The 15,911-nt window shown below is 62.3% G+C and carries 15 protein-coding genes and 1 tRNA gene; 12 read left to right on the forward strand and 4 right to left on the reverse strand.

Features of this window, described 5'->3' with window-relative positions:
• The first annotated feature begins 298 nt into the window (after positions 1–298).
• The 7 genes from SSA02_RS02055 (at position 299) to SSA02_RS02085 (ending at position 5,582) form a co-directional block, all read left to right on the forward strand.
• On the forward strand, positions 299–1,387 hold the full coding sequence (locus tag SSA02_RS02055; protein WP_147092248.1) for a cysteine desulfurase family protein: 1,089 nt from the start codon (positions 299–301) through the stop codon (positions 1,385–1,387).
• A complete protein-coding gene (locus SSA02_RS02060) occupies positions 1,384–2,532 on the forward strand; it encodes a cysteine desulfurase family protein (RefSeq protein ID WP_147092249.1) in 1,149 nt (382 codons plus the stop codon). Before SSA02_RS02055 ends, SSA02_RS02060 begins: the two co-directional genes overlap by 4 nt.
• Before the next feature lie 8 nt (positions 2,533–2,540).
• Positions 2,541–2,855: a ferredoxin family 2Fe-2S iron-sulfur cluster binding protein gene (locus SSA02_RS02065; RefSeq protein WP_147092250.1), complete on the forward strand. Its 315-nt coding sequence runs from the start codon at positions 2,541–2,543 to the stop codon at positions 2,853–2,855.
• A gap of 40 nt (positions 2,856–2,895) precedes the next feature.
• The gene (mnmA, locus tag SSA02_RS02070; RefSeq protein WP_147092251.1) at positions 2,896–3,960 is read left to right on the forward strand and encodes a tRNA 2-thiouridine(34) synthase MnmA; all 1,065 of its coding nucleotides are present in this window, start codon (positions 2,896–2,898) and stop codon (positions 3,958–3,960) included.
• A 15-nt stretch (positions 3,961–3,975) separates the two neighbouring features.
• Complete coding sequence (locus SSA02_RS02075; protein ID WP_147092252.1) at positions 3,976–4,635, forward strand: glutathione S-transferase family protein; 660 nt, start codon at positions 3,976–3,978, stop codon at positions 4,633–4,635.
• Between the two features lie 388 nt (positions 4,636–5,023).
• Positions 5,024–5,437 (forward strand): RNA polymerase-binding protein DksA, encoded by a 414-nt coding sequence (gene dksA, locus SSA02_RS02080; RefSeq protein WP_147092253.1) that lies wholly within the window; start codon positions 5,024–5,026, stop codon positions 5,435–5,437.
• 70 nt (positions 5,438–5,507) lie between these two features.
• Positions 5,508–5,582, forward strand: a tRNA-Thr gene (locus SSA02_RS02085).
• 142 nt (positions 5,583–5,724) lie between these two features.
• Here SSA02_RS02085 and SSA02_RS02090 read toward each other — a convergent pair.
• Together SSA02_RS02090 and SSA02_RS02095 are read right to left on the reverse strand one after the other, a co-directional pair.
• Positions 5,725–6,525 (reverse strand): SDR family NAD(P)-dependent oxidoreductase, encoded by an 801-nt coding sequence (locus SSA02_RS02090; RefSeq protein WP_147092254.1) that lies wholly within the window; start codon positions 6,523–6,525, stop codon positions 5,725–5,727.
• Between the two features lie 36 nt (positions 6,526–6,561).
• On the reverse strand, positions 6,562–7,353 hold the full coding sequence (locus SSA02_RS02095) for an SDR family NAD(P)-dependent oxidoreductase (protein WP_147092255.1): 792 nt from the start codon (positions 7,351–7,353) through the stop codon (positions 6,562–6,564).
• 349 nt (positions 7,354–7,702) lie between these two features.
• On the opposite strand from SSA02_RS02095, the gene SSA02_RS12850 reads away from it, so the two are divergent.
• Complete coding sequence (locus SSA02_RS12850; protein ID WP_246103558.1) at positions 7,703–7,984, forward strand: putative hemolysin; 282 nt, start codon at positions 7,703–7,705, stop codon at positions 7,982–7,984.
• Positions 7,985–8,213: 229 nt separating this feature from the next.
• A complete protein-coding gene (locus SSA02_RS02105) occupies positions 8,214–8,918 on the forward strand; it encodes an HAD family hydrolase (protein ID WP_246103559.1) in 705 nt (234 codons plus the stop codon).
• 137 nt (positions 8,919–9,055) lie between these two features.
• Here SSA02_RS02105 and SSA02_RS02110 read toward each other — a convergent pair whose 3' ends face one another.
• Positions 9,056–10,534 carry a mannitol dehydrogenase family protein gene (locus SSA02_RS02110; protein WP_147092256.1) on the reverse strand — a complete coding sequence of 493 codons (1,479 nt, stop codon included), beginning with the start codon at positions 10,532–10,534 and terminating at the stop codon, positions 9,056–9,058.
• Positions 10,535–11,592: 1,058 nt separating this feature from the next.
• Between SSA02_RS02110 and SSA02_RS02115 the strand changes: the two genes are divergently transcribed.
• From SSA02_RS02115 to SSA02_RS02125, 3 genes are all read left to right on the forward strand, one after another.
• Positions 11,593–12,291, forward strand: coding sequence for an HAD family hydrolase (locus SSA02_RS02115; RefSeq protein ID WP_147092646.1), 699 nt, complete (start codon positions 11,593–11,595; stop codon positions 12,289–12,291).
• Positions 12,292–12,415: 124 nt separating this feature from the next.
• Positions 12,416–12,628, forward strand: a complete 213-nt coding sequence (locus SSA02_RS02120) for a hypervirulence associated TUDOR domain-containing protein (RefSeq protein ID WP_147092257.1) — start codon at positions 12,416–12,418, stop codon at positions 12,626–12,628.
• Positions 12,629–12,756: 128 nt separating this feature from the next.
• Positions 12,757–13,191, forward strand: coding sequence for a DUF3465 domain-containing protein (locus tag SSA02_RS02125; RefSeq protein ID WP_186807662.1), 435 nt, complete (start codon positions 12,757–12,759; stop codon positions 13,189–13,191).
• Positions 13,192–13,508: 317 nt separating this feature from the next.
• Here SSA02_RS02125 and clpA read toward each other — a convergent pair whose 3' ends face one another.
• Positions 13,509–15,845, reverse strand: a complete 2,337-nt coding sequence (gene clpA, locus SSA02_RS02130) for an ATP-dependent Clp protease ATP-binding subunit ClpA (protein WP_147092259.1) — start codon at positions 15,843–15,845, stop codon at positions 13,509–13,511.
• Positions 15,846–15,911 lie beyond the last annotated feature (66 nt).

The raw sequence follows: 15,911 nt of genomic DNA on the forward strand, positions 1-15,911 counted from the left end.
GCCGTAGTTCACCGGAAGGGTGGCAGGTCGCGTGTGAAAACCACGAAGGGAATCTGCAGGCGTCAAAACGCGCATGGACGAGCTCCTCAACGGTGAGAGGATATCGGGTGGATATCCCCCTGACGCAGCATGGGCATTCGGGTGTGCGGAACACGCCCTTATGGCCACCACGCCATCATGGCCGCAGTGTATAACGATGACGAAGGGGTAAATTCCACAGAAATCGTCAGAAAGGCGCCAATTCCCGGTCCGTTGCTTTTGACTTGCGTCTTGCGGGTACAATTCGATCTATAGACGCATGACCGTCTATCTCGATGCCAACGCAACGGAATGCCTCCGACCTTCCGCCATGACTGCCATGCTCGACGCGCTGCGATGCGAGGGGAACCCCTCCTCCGTGCATGGGCCGGGAAGGAAGGCGCGCGCACTCCTCGAAGCCGCGCGCAGCCAGATCGGCAGTCTCTGGGGCATGGGGCCGGAGCAGGTCGTTTTCACCTCCGGCGGCACGGAGGCCAATGCGCTTGCCATTCATGCCTTCGGTCAGGGCAGACGGGTCCTCGTCGGGGCGACGGAACACGACGCGGTACGCATGGCGTCGTCTCATGCCGAGATCGTGCCCGTGCGGGGCGACGGACAGCTTTGCCTCGACGCGCTGGACCGCATGCTGGGTTCGGGAGGGCCCGCGCTCGTCTGTGCCATGATCGCGAATAACGAGACCGGCATTCTTCATCCGCTCGAGGCGATACGGGATCTGTGCCTCCGTCACGGGGCGCTGCTTCATGTCGATGCGGTGCAGGGCGCCGGCCGGATCGCCCTGACTTGCGACGGCGTGACGAGCATGGCCGTGTCGGGCCACAAGGCCGGAGGCGCGAAAGGAGCCGGGGCGCTTCTTCTGGGTGGGGAGCTTCATGTCACGCCCTTGATGCGTGGAGGCGGGCAGGAGCGCGGACGCCGCGGTGGCACACAGCCCCTTCAGATCATCGTCGGAATGGCTGCCGCTTTCCAGGATGCCTGCGCGCAGGACTGGAGGCCCGTTGCGGATCTGCGCGACCGGATCGACGAGTTCGCGCTCTCCTGCGGGGCGCGTGTCATCGGAGACCGGCATGCGCCGCGTCTGCCGAACACCACATCCCTTTCCCTCTGGGGGGTTCCGGCCCAGACCCAGCTCATGATGCTCGATCTTGCGGGTTTTGCGGTCTCGACCGGATCCGCCTGCTCGTCCGGCAAGGTTTCCGCCTCGCATGTCCTGTCTGCCATGGGGCTGGGCGAGGCCGCTGCACAGGCCATCCGTATCTCGCTTCCATGGAACGTGACGGAGGAACAGGTCGTGGCGTTTAAGGCGGCGTATCGCACGATGGCCGAGCGTCTGGGGACGCGCGCCGCATGATCTATCTCGACTACCAGTCGACGACCCCGTGCGATCCTGCCGTGGTCGAGGCCATGCTTCCCTTCTTTTCCGGGCAGTTCGGCAATCCCCATAGCGAGGATCATGCGCCCGGTCGTCTCGCGTCCCGTGCGATCGAGGAGGCGCGTCGGTCTGTCGCCTCCCTGATCGGGGCGTCTCCGCGCGAGATCGTTTTCACCTCCGGAGCGACGGAGGCCAATAATCTGGCGATCAAGGGAGCCGCCCGTTATCTGGCACATCAGGGAAGCGCCCGTCGGCGGATCGTGACCGTCGCGACCGAACATAAATGCGTGCTCGAATCCGTGCGCGATCTTGCCATGGAGGGATTCGAGCCTGTCATTCTGCCGGTCGGGGCGAACGGGCTGGTCGATCCCGCGGCGCTGGCGCGCGCGCTCGAGAGTCCGACGGCGCTCGTCAGCATCATGAGCGTGAATAACGAGACCGGCGTGATCCAGGATATCGCCTCCCTGTCGCATATCGTCCGGGAGGCGGGTGCGCTGTTTCATACCGATGCCGCCCAGGCAGCGGGAAGGATCCCGCTCGATCATGACACGGTCGATCTGATGTCGCTTTCGGCCCACAAGATTTACGGGCCGAAAGGGGTCGGGGCGCTTTATGTCCGGCATCGGCCGAGAACGCGTCTCGTCCCGCTCTTTTCGGGAGGGGGACAGGAGCGCGGGTTGCGATCGGGCACCTTGCCGACGCCGCTGGTCGCCGGGTTCGGTGTCGCCTGTGCCCTCGCCCGGGATCATGTGCAGAGCGAAGGGGCGCGTCTCGGCCGGTTGCGGGATTGTCTGGCAGCCGGTCTCGTTTCGGGCCTGCCCGGGCTGAGGGTGAACGGTGCGGGCGCCGATCGTGTCGCGGGGGCACTCAATGTGATGCTGCCGCCCGGCCATGCGGCCCTGGATCTGATCCGCGCCATGCCCGACGTTGCCGTCTCGACCGGTTCGGCCTGCAGCTCGGCCGAAATCGCACCGTCCTATGTTCTGACGGCAATGGGGATCGACGCAAAAGACGCGGCGCGATGCTTGCGTCTCTCGGTCGGACGTTTTACGTCCGAGCCCGAAATCGTGCGGGCACTGGAGCTGTTTCTGGATGCCGCGCGCAGGATCCATTGCCCGGGGTAACGACAGATATGCCACACATGATTTTCATCGAGCAGGACGGTTCGCGCAGGGAAGTGGACGCGCCGGTCGGGCTTTCCGTGCTCGAGATCGCGCACAAGCACGATATCGATCTCGAAGGCGCCTGCGAAGGCTCTCTCGCCTGCGCGACCTGTCATGTCGTGGTGGACCCGGAATGGGCCGGCAAGCTCTCTGCGCCGACCGATGACGAGGAAGACATGCTCGATCTCGCCTTCGGCCTCGAAAAGACTTCCCGTCTGGGCTGCCAGATCGTTATGACGGAGGCTCTGGACGGTCTCGTCGTCCGTCTGCCCAAGTCATCCTGAGGGCCGAAGCCGCCCCTGGTCATCGCAGGAAAGAGATCTCATGCGTATCCTCGTTGCCATGTCGGGAGGCGTGGACAGCTCCGTAGTGGCCGCCCTTCTGAAACAGGAAGGGCATGAGGTCATCGGGGCGACATTGCAGCTTTACGATCACGGTCAGGCAGTATCGCGGGCGGGATCGTGCTGTGCCGGGCGCGACATACTCGACGCGCGGGCCGTGGCGGACAGGCTCGACATCCCCCATTACGTCATCGATGCGGAAGAACGCTTCCGCAAGAGCGTGATCGACCGCTTTGCCGAAAGCTATGCGCGCGGCGAAACGCCGGTTCCCTGTGTCGCCTGCAATCAGGGCGTCAAGTTCACCGATCTCCTCGGCATGGCACGGGATCTCGATTGCGACGCGATGGCGACCGGACATTACGTCCGTCGCGTCGAAGGGGAGGGACGGAGCGAGTTGCATCGTCCCGCCGATCTCTCCCGCGATCAGTCCTGGTTCCTTTTCGCCACTACGCAGGATCAGCTCGATTACCTGCGTTTTCCGCTCGGCGACATGCCGGACAAGGACGCGGTGCGCGGCCTGGCCGAAACTTTCGGCCTGGCTATCGCTGCAAAGCCCGACAGTCAGGATATCTGTTTCGTTCCGTCGGGCAGCTATGCCGATGTGGTGGAGACGCTTCGACCCGAAACAGGCGGCGAGGGAGAGATCGTCACCGAGGACGGGCGCGTGCTCGGCAGACATGAAGGGATTGCGCGCTACACCGTCGGACAGAGCAAGCGGCTCGGGGATATCCACACGAAGGACGGAAGGCGCCAGATCGTGAAGAGGATCGACGCCACGACCCGCCGTATCGTCGTCGGCCCGCGGGAAGGCGCAGGCCGCACCGAATTCGCCTTGCGGGATATGAACTGGCTGACGGAGCCGGACGCCGCCGGCATGCGCTGCGAGGTCCAGATCAGGGCGCGCGAGGCGTGCCGCGCCGCCTGTGTCTATCCGGTTGCCGGGGGCGCGCGCGTGGTATTAGATGAGCCAGCCATGCCTGCACCCGGTCAGGCCTGTGTCCTGTACCAGGGCAGTCGGGTTCTGGGTGGAGGGTTCATCCTGTCCTGAGGGAGAGTTCCTGTCGTGAATCGTCTCGTCATCGGCACACGCCGTTATTCGTCCTGGTCGTTGCGTGGGTGGCTCGCCGTGAAATGCGCGGGACTGCCGGTCCGGGACGAGGTGATTGCCCTTCGTGGTGGCGGACAGACGAGCGAAATCCACGAGATCTCTCCGAACGGGCTGGTTCCCTTTCTCGAGCATGACGGTGCGCGGGTCTGGGAAAGTCTCGCCATCTGCGAATACTGCGCCGAGCTCGCCCCCGTTCTCTGGCCGGAAGCACGGATCGCCCGCGCCCATGCCCGCAGCATCGCCGGCCAGATGCATGCCGGTTTCGGTGCGCTTCGTCAGGCGCTTCCGATGAATTTCGGGCGTGTGCCGCGCCCTCTCGAAGAAATAACGCAGGCTGTAAGCGCGGATGTCGCGGCCATCGATCGACTCTGGGTGGACACACGCGCGACGTTCGGCGCCGGAGGGGCGTTCCTGTTCGGTACGGATTTCACCTGTGCCGATATCATGTTCGCTCCCGTCGCCTCCCGGTTCACCTCCTATGCAATCGCGCTGTCTGCGGAAGCGGAAGCCTATCGTAACGCTGTCATGACGCATCCCCTGATGCTGGAATGGGCGAACCTTGCCGCTGGGGAACCGGAGTCCTGGCAGCTCGAGCGCTACGAAGCCGTCAGATAGACCAATGCCCCCGGGGAGAGGGCAGGCGCTTTCCGGCCCCGGGGTGGCAGCACCGTTGCATCCGCCCGCGCTGCCGCGACGCTCTCCCGGAAGCGTAATGGAAAATTCATCCAATTTCTGGGATTACTGGATGTCCTGCGAATAGATCGCTTCAGGAAAAGGGCCGGATTGCAAGTGTTTGCCCGGTTTGTGTCCTGAGAACTGGATTTTGCGCGCAGCGATATGAGTATTTTCGTTCGGACGGGCTTGGCGGCGTTGTCTCGCAGCGGTATAAGCCGCGCCAAACCGGCCATACCGTTTTGCTCGGGATACGGGTTTCATGCCTGTCATTTCCGGTTCAGCAGGCGGAGCGGCGGGCCAAGGCGACTTGCATTGAGGACAGACCTGCATGATCACGCTCCCCCCGGATTATCGGCCCTCCGAACATGAAGAGTTCATGAACCCGCTTCAGGTAGAATACTTCCGTCAGAAGCTGCTGCGTTGGCGGACGGATCTGCTCAAGGAGGCCAATCTGACCCTCGCCAGTCTTTCGGAAGGGGGGATCCATGAAGCCGATGTCACGGATCGTGCCAGTGTCGAGACGGATCGCGCGCTGGAACTGCGCACGCGCGACCGGGCACGCAAGCTGATCGGCAAGATCAATCTGGCGCTCCAGCGTGTCGAGAACGGCTCCTACGGATATTGCGAGGAGACCGGAGAGCCGATCGGATTGAAGCGTCTCGAGGCCCGTCCGATCGCGACCATGTCCATCGAGGCGCAGGAGCGCCACGAGCGGATGGAAAAAATCCATCGCGACGACTGAGGGTTTTACGAAAAAAAAGCGCTTTCGGGGCTTGCAGCCTTCGGGCCGAAAAGCTAGGAAGCGCTTCGTTGCTGCTGTAGCTCAGTGGTAGAGCACTCCCTTGGTAAGGGAGAGGTCGCGAGTTCAATCCTCGCTAGCAGCACCATGATTTTCCTGACAATTTGGCCCGGTATTTCTCGCGCTCCCTGAAGGCGGGGCGAAGGCGTTCGGGGACCCGCCCGATATGCTGACGCAGCATGTGCGGCACCGTTTGTCCGGTGCCGCACGGATCGGAAGGCTGCGGGGGGTTAGAGAATACCGCCCGAGATCGGCATCGTCACACCGGTGATGTAGCTCGCATCCTCGCTCAGAAGGAAGGCGACCGTCCCGGGGATTTCCTCGATATCGCCCAGTCGACGCATGGGCACGCCAGCGATCATCTCCTTCTTCACCTGTTCCGGGTCGGTGGAGAAATACTGGGTGTTCGTGCTGGCCTGGAGCTCCGTCTGACGATCCCACATGAAGCCCGGACCCATGAGCGCCGGCGCGATCGCATTGACGCGGATATTATGCGGGGCGAGATCCTTGGAGGCGACCTGCGTCAGCCCGACGACCCCGAATTTCGACGAACCGTATCCGCCCATGTTCGGGGGGCCCTGAAGTCCGGCCATGCTGGCCGTGTTGACGATGCTTCCCGACCGTCGTGCGACCATGCGGCGTGAGACTGCGCGCAGAACATGGAACGCGCCCACGAGATCGATCGACACGACGCGCTGGAAATCCTCGACGGGATAGTCGTGAATGGGCGCGAAGGCACCCTGATATCCGGCATTGTTGAAGAGATAATCGACAGGCCCGATCGCGCTTTCCGCCTTGTCGAGTTCGTTCTCGAGTGCTGCGTAATCGGTGATGTCGCATACGATCGATCCGATCGCCACGTCATCCGTATCGAATGAGGCCGCTGCCTCTTCCAGTTTCGCACGATCCAGGTCCAGCAGGATGACGTTGCTGCCCTCGCGTGCCATCCGTCGGGCGACCGCGAGGCCGATATTGCCTGCCGCGCCCGTAACGAGGGTGGTCTTTCCGGAAAACCGCCTTGTCTCGCTCATGATATTTCCTTTCTTTTTTCGTCTTTGCGGACCCGATTACAGTGTCTTCAGCATGCCTCCATCGACGAAATAGGAGGATCCCACGCTGTAGGACGCCTTGTCAGAACAAAGAAAGACGAAGAAATGAGCAAGTTCCTCAGGTGAGGCGAAACGTTTGATCGGCGCATGCTCGTCCGCCACGGATTGCAGATAGCCTTCCCAGTCGCCGCCGCTTTCCGCCGTGAGCTGTTTCGCGGTCTTGATCCAGTCCGGGGTCAGAACGAGACCCGGATTGACGCAATTGACCCGGATATTGTCGTTGATCAGCTCGGTAGCGAGCGTCTTGGAAAACATCATGAGGGCGGCCTTGGTCACGTTATAGATCGGCTCGTACCACAGAGGCTGCACGGCGCAGATCGACGCATTGTTTATGATGACACCGCCGCCGCGTTTCTTCATGAGCGGTGCCAGACCCCGTGCAAGGCGAACGGCTGCCATGACATGCAGATCCCAGTAGAACTGCCATTTCTCGTCCGGTGCCTCCATGATCGTTTCATTCGAACCGGTGCCGGCATTGTTGATGAGGATATCGACCCCGCCAAACGCCTCCTCCACCTGGCTGACGATCGCGTTGACCCCGTCGGCGGTCGCAACATCGGCGGCGATGGCAAGGCAGCGAACGGAATGATCCGCCTCCAGCTTCGCAGCTGCCGCCTCCAGTCTTTCGCGATCGCGGGCGACGAGAGCGATATGAGCCCCCTCCCGTGCCAGACCTTCCGCAACAGCAAGGCCGATACCCACGCTGCCGCCGGTGATGACCGCAACCTTGTTGCCGAGTCCCATATCCATGTCCGTTTCCTCTCCGTGCGATGATGCCAGCGCCTTTTGCGGCACCTTTCATTCCGGATTGAGACGGGAAAAGAAGCAGCGCGGGAAGAGGGTCCGCCCACACGTTGAGGTGTGGGGCGTACAAAGTGGCGTGAGCAGGCAAGAAGCTGAAAAACAACGTTTTTCCGAAGGTGCGCGCCGTATCCGTGGCCGGTTGTCTCCGGGGGGCATTTAGGGGCAGGATCCGGAACCGGCAGGATGACCGCTCGACGGGCGGGGTTCCAGGCTGCAAGAATGACGACAGGCAGGCTCTGACAGGCAGGCTCTGGGAGAGTCCCGCGCGGGATAAAATCCATGAAGGGAAAAATCCATGAAGCATGAAAGCGTATCGACGACCTGCGGGCGCGTCGCAAAGCAGCTCATTCCGGCTCTGGCGCTTTTCGCTCTGGGCGGATGTGGCGGCGCGTCGCACGCGGCGAAAAAACCGGACATGACCAATCCGGCATCTTCTTATTGCGTGAAGCAGGGTGGGAAGCTCGAGATACGGCGCGGTCCGGGTGGCGAGACGGGATACTGCCATCTCGCTTATGGCCGGGTTGTGGAAGAATGGGTCCTGTATCGTGCGGCTCATCCCGCAACGGACGCGCACTGAGTTCCTCCCGGAACCCGATTGCGGGCCCTGTCCCCGGGAGCGGCCCGCCTTTCGCTCCGGCACTGTCCTGTCGATCATGTGAAGCAATCATGTGGAGCGGGAGGATGAACAGCGCGGGGTTTCAGCCGTTCAGTTCGGATATCTGCCTCTCCGCTGCGGTGCCGCCCGGAATCGGTCCCATACTCCGGACCGGATCCCGCGTCCTTCGCATCCAGAAAAAGGGAAAACAATGCCCGCCGAATTCCTGCCAGATCATCTGCTTTCGACGTCGCAAACGCCGGTCAGGGGTGTCGTGTTCGACATGGACGGCCTTCTTCTCGACAGCGAATCCCTCGCGATGGACGCACTCGTGGCCGCCGGACGCGATCTGGGGGAGGATGTTCCTTTATCCTTCTGCCGGAGGATGATCGGCGTCCCCGCAGATGGATGCCGCGCCCTGGTGCGGGATACCTATGGTGACTCCTTTCCGCTCGAGCGCTTCTTCTCCCTGCAGGAGGAGCATCTGCGTGTCTTCGTCGATACCGGCCGTCTCGTGCTCAAGACGGGCGTTCTTCCTCTGCTCGATCTTCTCGACGAGCGGCATATCCCCCGGGCGATCGCGACCTCGTCCAGTCGCTATCGCACCGATCATCATCTGAAGCTCGTCGGGTTGTTCGACCGGTTCGATGCGATCGTGACCCGTGACGACGTCTCCCGGGGCAAGCCGGATGCCGAGCCCTATCTCACGGCAGCGTCGCGTATCGGAGTGGCCCCGGAGGAATGTCTCGCTCTCGAGGATTCCCGGAGCGGGGCACAGGCCGCACTGAATGCCGGCATCCGGGTGATCGTCATACCGGATCTGATCGCACCCAGCGAGGAGATCCGGGCTCAGGCGCTGGCGATCGTGAAAGATCTGACCGTCGCGCGCGGCTATATCGAGCGCCACACCGCCTGAACCCCGCGAGGGAGGGGCAGGGGAGCGCATATACGGCTGCCCGGATCGGGGGGCGCGCGATCGAGGCCCCCGGCCGGTAGCGAAAACCGGCCTTGTTCGCACAACCCGGGCGCGCGGTTGCACCCGCGCGCGATCATCTAATGCGCCAGACTGCGCAGCAGCGACCCGACATCTTCCTCCGTCAGGCGTCTGAGCATGGTGGCGATGTTTTCGACCTGTCTGTCGTGATCCGGCAGGGGAGGGCCGAAAACGGACTCCATGGCGAGAAAGGCTTCGGCCTGCGCGGCATGGTCGTCGCGGGCCTCGGCACAGAGCTGTCGGAGCGTATCTGCACGCGGGTCGACCAGGGCTATTTCCAGCGCCTCCTGCTCATGGAGGGCAAACCACCGTATCCAGCTCGCAATGAGCAGCGTGGCGCCGGTTACGGCGCGTCCGGCCATCAGGTTCTCGCGCATGGGCTGGATGATCCGGCTGGCCATTTTCGCCGATCCGTTGCGCCCGATCCGTTCGACCTCGTGGACGATACCCGGATTGCGGAACCGGGCCATGAGGTCCCGGGCATAGGCGTCGGTTTCGTTCCCGGGCAGCGCCACACCTGCAGTCTGCTCCTGCCGCATGAACCGCGCCGCAATTGTGCCGAGTGCGGGGTCGGCAGCGGCCTCTGCGATGGTACCGAGCCCTGCAAGGGCGCCGACATAGGCCAGGATCATATGGGTCCCGTTGAGCATCTGGAGCTTCGCACGCTCGAAGACGTCTACATCACTGACGAATTTCGTGCCGGGATGGGCTTCCCAGAATGGCCGCTTCCCTTCGAAATCCTCGATGATCCACTGGAACCAGGGCTCCGCCGAGAGAGGAATGCGATCCTCGAGCCCGCCGAGAAAGCGACGGGCATCCTCCCGGTCGTCGGCACTCGGTATGGGGACGATGCGATCGACCATGGTATTGGGGAAACGCACCGTATCCGCGACCCAGCCGGCCAGGGCATCGTCACCCCGCAGGGCCAGAAAATCCAGTACCGCGCCGCGGAGGGTTTCGCCATTATGCGGAAGATTGTCGCAGCAGAGAATGACCGGCGGCGTTCCGCCCTGCGTCCTGACCCGTGCCAGACCGGCAGCGAGAATACCGATGGCCGTGCGGGGTCGGCTTTGGCCCAGATCCGCGACGATCTCTGTCGCATCCGGATCGAGCGATCCGTCGGCACGCAGATGGTAGCCGCTCGCCGTAACGGTCAGGGTGACGATATGCGTTCCCTCAGCGGCCAGTTCCGCGGCGATATCGGCGGAAGGATCTCCGGCGTGAAGCGCACGCGTGATGGCTCCCATCACCGAAGCGACCGTTCCGGTCGGTTCCCGGGTCAGAAGCGTGTAGAGATTGTCCTGGGCCGAGAGGGACTGCGCCAGATCGGGACGGCGCATGGTGACCGAGGTAATGCCCCAGTCCAGCCCGGCTACGCCCTGCTGGCCGATGGCTGCCTGGGTTGCCGTGACCTGATGGGCCCTGTGGAAGTTTCCGCAACCGAGATGGAGCAGCCCGCTCCGCAGTTTTTCGGGCAGGAAACGCGGGGTATGCACGGTTTCGGGAACAAGCTCGAGCGTTGCGCGTGAAAGTAGCAAAACTGTCCTCCCAGACATAAGGCGGGATTTTCGCCAGACCGGAAGAGGTCCGGACGTCCCGCGTCGCGTGGAGCCACCGATCCGGAAAGCGGTTCACCGATCGGTGCCGGGCATCGGACGCAATGTTGCGCTTTCCCCGATATCGTGCCGAAAATCGTCCCCGGCATCGTTCCGTCGGATCGTATCGGGCGCGATGCCGGCAGAGACGGACCGGACCGGTTGCCTTCGATGAGGGCAGCCGGAAGGACAGACCCGTCGTGATCGGGGCCAGCGCGGCTGGCGCGGACCCGGCTGGGGCAGGTGTGACGTAAGTGGATGTGTTGTGTGGGAAACAACGCGTGTCTGTCTGCCCGGGTCCCGACGATTGCGACATGTGCAGCTCAATTCCCCGTTACCCATACGTCCGGAAACTGTCCGGAGGAGCGAGCCGCGATATGACGAAACCCGTCCGGAATTTCATCTGCATGTTGCGAAACCGGAAGAATTGAGGAGCGATGGATCGAAAGAGCTCTCTGCGCGGCGGATCGTACCGAAGGTCCGGTACGCTCGTTCTCTTCCGCCCGTGTGCTCCCGTCATCGCATGAGACGCCTGACTGCGACCAGTCGGTCGGCGTCTTCGACTATGCCCGTAGTGCCATAAATAGCCCCACCGGCCATTGGTCGGGATGCATAGTAGAACCCGGTATCCGGAATAGTTTCGTAACAACTGTCATGAAATATTCATAAGATCGGAAGAAATCACGAGCTGTACCGTCACAAGGTGTAAAATCGACGCGGTTTCACATCATATCTGTGATCATTGTGGTGATTTTCGATATTTCATCACCGCAATCCTGAGCCCGGCGAAACAGGTCGATCGGACATGTTTTGAAATTTTATCCTTGCATTTCTGCCCTGGATGCCTATGTTTGTGCCATACACACGATTTCGTGATTGCCCAAACCCTGAGTGCCAGTGCGCTTCGTCGCCCGTGTTGCACGCATCGAAAGGACAATGCCATGACCGTCGCTCCTGCAACCGTTCCCGCACCCGCCGCAGCCAAGGATATCCCGGCCGCAATGCGTGTCGATGGCGCGCTCAAGCTCGTGATTTTCGATTGCGACGGCGTGCTGGTGGATGGCGAGCACCTCTCCACTGCCAAGATGGCCGAAGAGGCCCGGAACCACGGCTGGAATCTTTCCAACGAGGAAGCGCACCGCATTTTCACGGGTGGCGAGCTGGTCAAGATCGGCGAGCGTATCGGCCGTGAGACCGGCAAGACCATGCCCGAGAACTGGGATATGATGATGCAGGACCGCATCGTCAAAATGATGGAGACCGAGGCCGAAACCATCGACGGAGCGCATCAGATGCTCGAAGAGGTTCACGCGCTCGGTCTGCCGATCCGGATCGGCTCCAACTCGTCCGGTGCGGAAATGGACGCGAAGTTCTCGAGCACGGGTCTGGACTCGCTGATCGAGGAAGAGCGCATCCATTCGGGGCGCGATCTCGATATGCCCAAGCCGCGTCCTGATCTCTACCTGCACGCGGCCGAGCTGGAAGGCGTCGGACCGGAGCATTGCATCGTGCTGGAAGATTCCGACACGGGCGCAGAAGCCGCCCGGCGCGCCGGCATGGCCTGCGTCCTTCTGCGCGATCTCAGCAAGCCGGCGCCGAGCTGGCCGGGTCTGATCCGGATCGGTCATCTGTCGGAATTCCCGGAGGTGCTCCGTAAGATCCTTGCCGCCCAGTCGGGAGGCAGCAAGCAGGCGGCCTGATCTTCGGCCCATGCGATGGCCGCTCCGGGAGACCGGGGCGGCTTTTTTTGTATCGAGCGCTCCGGCGACGGCAACAGGTGCCTCCGAAAGGCGTTTCCCGGAGGTGACTCCGAGGGAGATGATCATGTCCGGAAAAGAATTCGACAAGGGCGACGATGTTGCCTGGAACACCAGAAACGGCGAGACCGAGGGGCACGTCGTCAAGACGGTGACCAAGCCGATCAGGATCAAGAACAATCAGGTCAAGGCATCGAAAGACGATCCGAAGATCGTCGTCGAAAGTGCCAGGACCGGCGCCAGGGCAGCCCACAAGCCGGAAAGCCTGAAAAAGAAATGAAATCATGGCACAGGAGTGGCCCGGAGACCGTCCGGGCAGGCTCTTCCAGCATTGTCGCCCGCAGGCCCGCCAAGACCCAGGTCCCTGTGCGGAGAAGGTCTCGCCTGCCCGGTCTCTTTCTGCCTCTCATGCTCGCTTTGGGTCTGTCTGCCTCAGCAGGTGAGGCCTTCGCGCAGACCGGGGCCGCATCCTGCGACAATGCCCGGTTCCTGACCGATCAGGCAGGTCTCATGCAGACCGGACCGACCAGAGTCGATTTGCCGGAGCATATTTGCGGCAAGGTGGTTTCGTTCACGCGGCGCGCGCGCAGGACCCATAGCGGCGTGCACGCCTATTTCGTCATAAGCGTTGCCCCCGGTCGGACGATCCGGATCGTATCGGATCTGGACAGGATGAATGCGCCGTCCTGGCCATGGGTGCGGGTCGGCGATCGGGTCGATGTTGTCGGTCGCTATTATTTCGACAGCGCTCGTGCCCAGGGAATCGACTGGACGCATCACGGCACTGGACGCCACTGGTCCATGCCGGGCTATGTCGAGGTGAACGGAACACGTTACGAGTAGGCCGGTCCCGATCGTCAGGAATGTGGTGAGCGCCCGGAGCTGGACGGTCTCGAGCGGCGTAACACGCCCGGACCCGGGTTCCGGCTCGCCTGGCGTTGCCAAGCGCCTGACGCGTCAGGCTCCCGCACTTCCTGTTTCCGGACATGGGAGCAGCGCAGAGCAGCGCGACAGGTGAGCCGTATCAGAGACGCGCGGATTTCAGACAACTTGTAAGAACGCTTCGTATAAAGCGTGGTGATCGGGGCAGATTACCGCGCCCCGATCACGCCCTCCGTCAGCGATGCTGCAATTGCATGCTTTGCGGAGTCATTCCGGTTTCAGTTTTCGCTCGCCGCTTCGGAACGCTCGTCCGAATCCTCCTCCCCCGAGGGAGGCTGGGTGGGCGATGCCTCGAGAAACTCGAAACTCAGAGCATTGTCCTTCAGTCCGATACGCACCGCGCCGCCATTGGCGAGCGACCCGAACAGAAGCTCTTCGGCAAGCGGCTTCTTGATCGTATCCTGAATGACGCGGCCGAGAGGACGCGCGCCATAGTGACGATCGTAACCCCGCTCCGCCAGCCATTCCTTGGCCGCAGAGGTGATCTCGATCGTGACATGACGATCGGCAAGCTGGGCCTCTAGCTGGAGAATGAACTTCTCGACCACGCGCCCCACCGTCTCCGGCGTCAGATTGGCGAAGGGGATGATCGCATCGAGCCGGTTTCGGAACTCGGGCGTGAAGAGCCGCTTGATCGCATCCTCATCCTCGCCCGTGCGGTCCGTCCGACCGAAACCGACAGCCTCCTTGCTCAGATCGGCCGCACCGGCATTGGTCGTCATGATCAGGATCACGTTGCGGAAGTCGATCGTCTTGCCGTTGTGATCCGTGAGACGACCGTGATCCATAACCTGAAGCAGGATGTTGTACAGTTCGGGATGTGCCTTCTCGATTTCGTCGAGGAGCAGAACCGCGTGCGGATGCTGGTCGATGGCATCGGTCAGAAGCCCGCCCTGGTCGAATCCCACATAGCCCGGAGGCGCGCCGATGAGACGCGAGATGGAATGGCGCTCCATGTATTCCGACATGTCGAAGCGGATCAGCTCGATGCCCAGAGACGCGGCGAGCTGCTTGGCCACCTCGGTCTTGCCAACGCCGGTCGGACCCGAGAAGAGATAATTACCGATCGGCTTCTCGGCATCCCGCAATCCGGCGCGTGCAAGCTTGATCGCCGCCGTCAATGCCTCGATGGCCCGATCCTGGCCGAAGACCATGTTCTTGAGGTCGCGGGAAAGCAGGCGCAACGTCTCGCGATCGTCGGTCGAGACCGATTTGGGCGGGATCCGGGCGATCTTGGCCACGATCTCCTCGATATCCTTGAGCGTGACCGTCTTGCGGCGCTTGCTTTCCGGAACGAGCATGCGCGAGGCGCCTGCTTCGTCAATGATATCGATCGCCTTGTCGGGAAGCTTCCGGTCGTGAACGTATTTGGCCGAGAGCTCAACGGCTGCCTTGAGGGCATCATCCGTATAGCGGATCTTGTGATGCTTCTCGTAATTGCCCTTGAGGCCACGAAGGATCCTGATGGTGTCGCTGATCGAAGGCTCGGGCACATCGATCTTCTGGAACCGGCGTACCAGCGCGCGGTCCTTTTCGAAATGCTGGCGATATTCCTTGTAGGTGGTCGAGCCGATGCATCGCAGCGTGCCCGCTGCGAGAGCCGGTTTGAGCAGGTTCGATGCATCCATTGCGCCGCCCGACGTCGCTCCCGCGCCGATCACCGTGTGGATCTCGTCGATGAAGAGAATCCCGCCCGGGGTCTGGTCCAGCTCGGTCACGACCGCCTTGAGGCGTTCCTCGAAATCGCCCCGGTAGCGCGTTCCTGCGAGCAGCGCGCCCATATCGAGGGAGAAGATCGTCGCATCGAGCAGAACCTCAGGCACGTCGCCTTCCACGATGCGCTTGGCGAGCCCCTCGGCAATCGCGGTCTTGCCCACGCCGGGATCGCCGACATAAAGCGGGTTGTTCTTCGTGCGGCGGCACAGGATCTGGATCGTGCGCTCCACCTCGTTGTCCCGACCGATCAGCGGATCGATCTTCCCGTCCTCGGCGCGCTGGTTCAGATTGACGCAATAGGCGGACAGCGCCTCGGGGGGCTTCGGCGTCTTGCCGGGTTTTTCGTCACGCTCGCCGTCCTCCTTGTCCTTGGCGCCCATGGGGGTGCGGCGCGTGGAGCGATCCGGCGCCTTGGCGATGCCATGCGAGATGAAATTGACCGCATCGAGACGGGTCATGTCCTGAAGTTGCAGGAAATAGACGGCATGGCTCTCGCGTTCGGCGAAAAGAGCGACGAGCACATTGGCGCCTGTCACCTCATCGCGACCGGTCGATTGCACATGGATTGCGGCACGCTGGATGACGCGCTGGAAGGCGGCTGTCGGCTTGGGTTCGCTAGGGCGATCGGAGGCGAGTCCGGCCAGATCCTTGTCGAGGAATTCCGTCAGATCGGCGCGAAGCTTCTCGAGATCGATTCCGCAGGCCTTGAAGACCGTCACCGAGTCGGTGTCCTCGGTCAGGGCGAGCAGGAGATGTTCGAGCGTTGCATATTCGTGCCGCCGCTCGCTGGCGAGGGTCAGGGCACGATGGAGCGTCTGTTCGAGCATACGAGACAACATGGGGAACGCTCCTTTGGGTCAGGCGGGAAGAGCCAACAGGAAGGATGTGGGGAGAATCGTCTTTTG

It is taken from the genome of Swaminathania salitolerans (assembly GCF_007988945.1).
Lineage (GTDB): Bacteria > Pseudomonadota > Alphaproteobacteria > Acetobacterales > Acetobacteraceae > Swaminathania > Swaminathania salitolerans.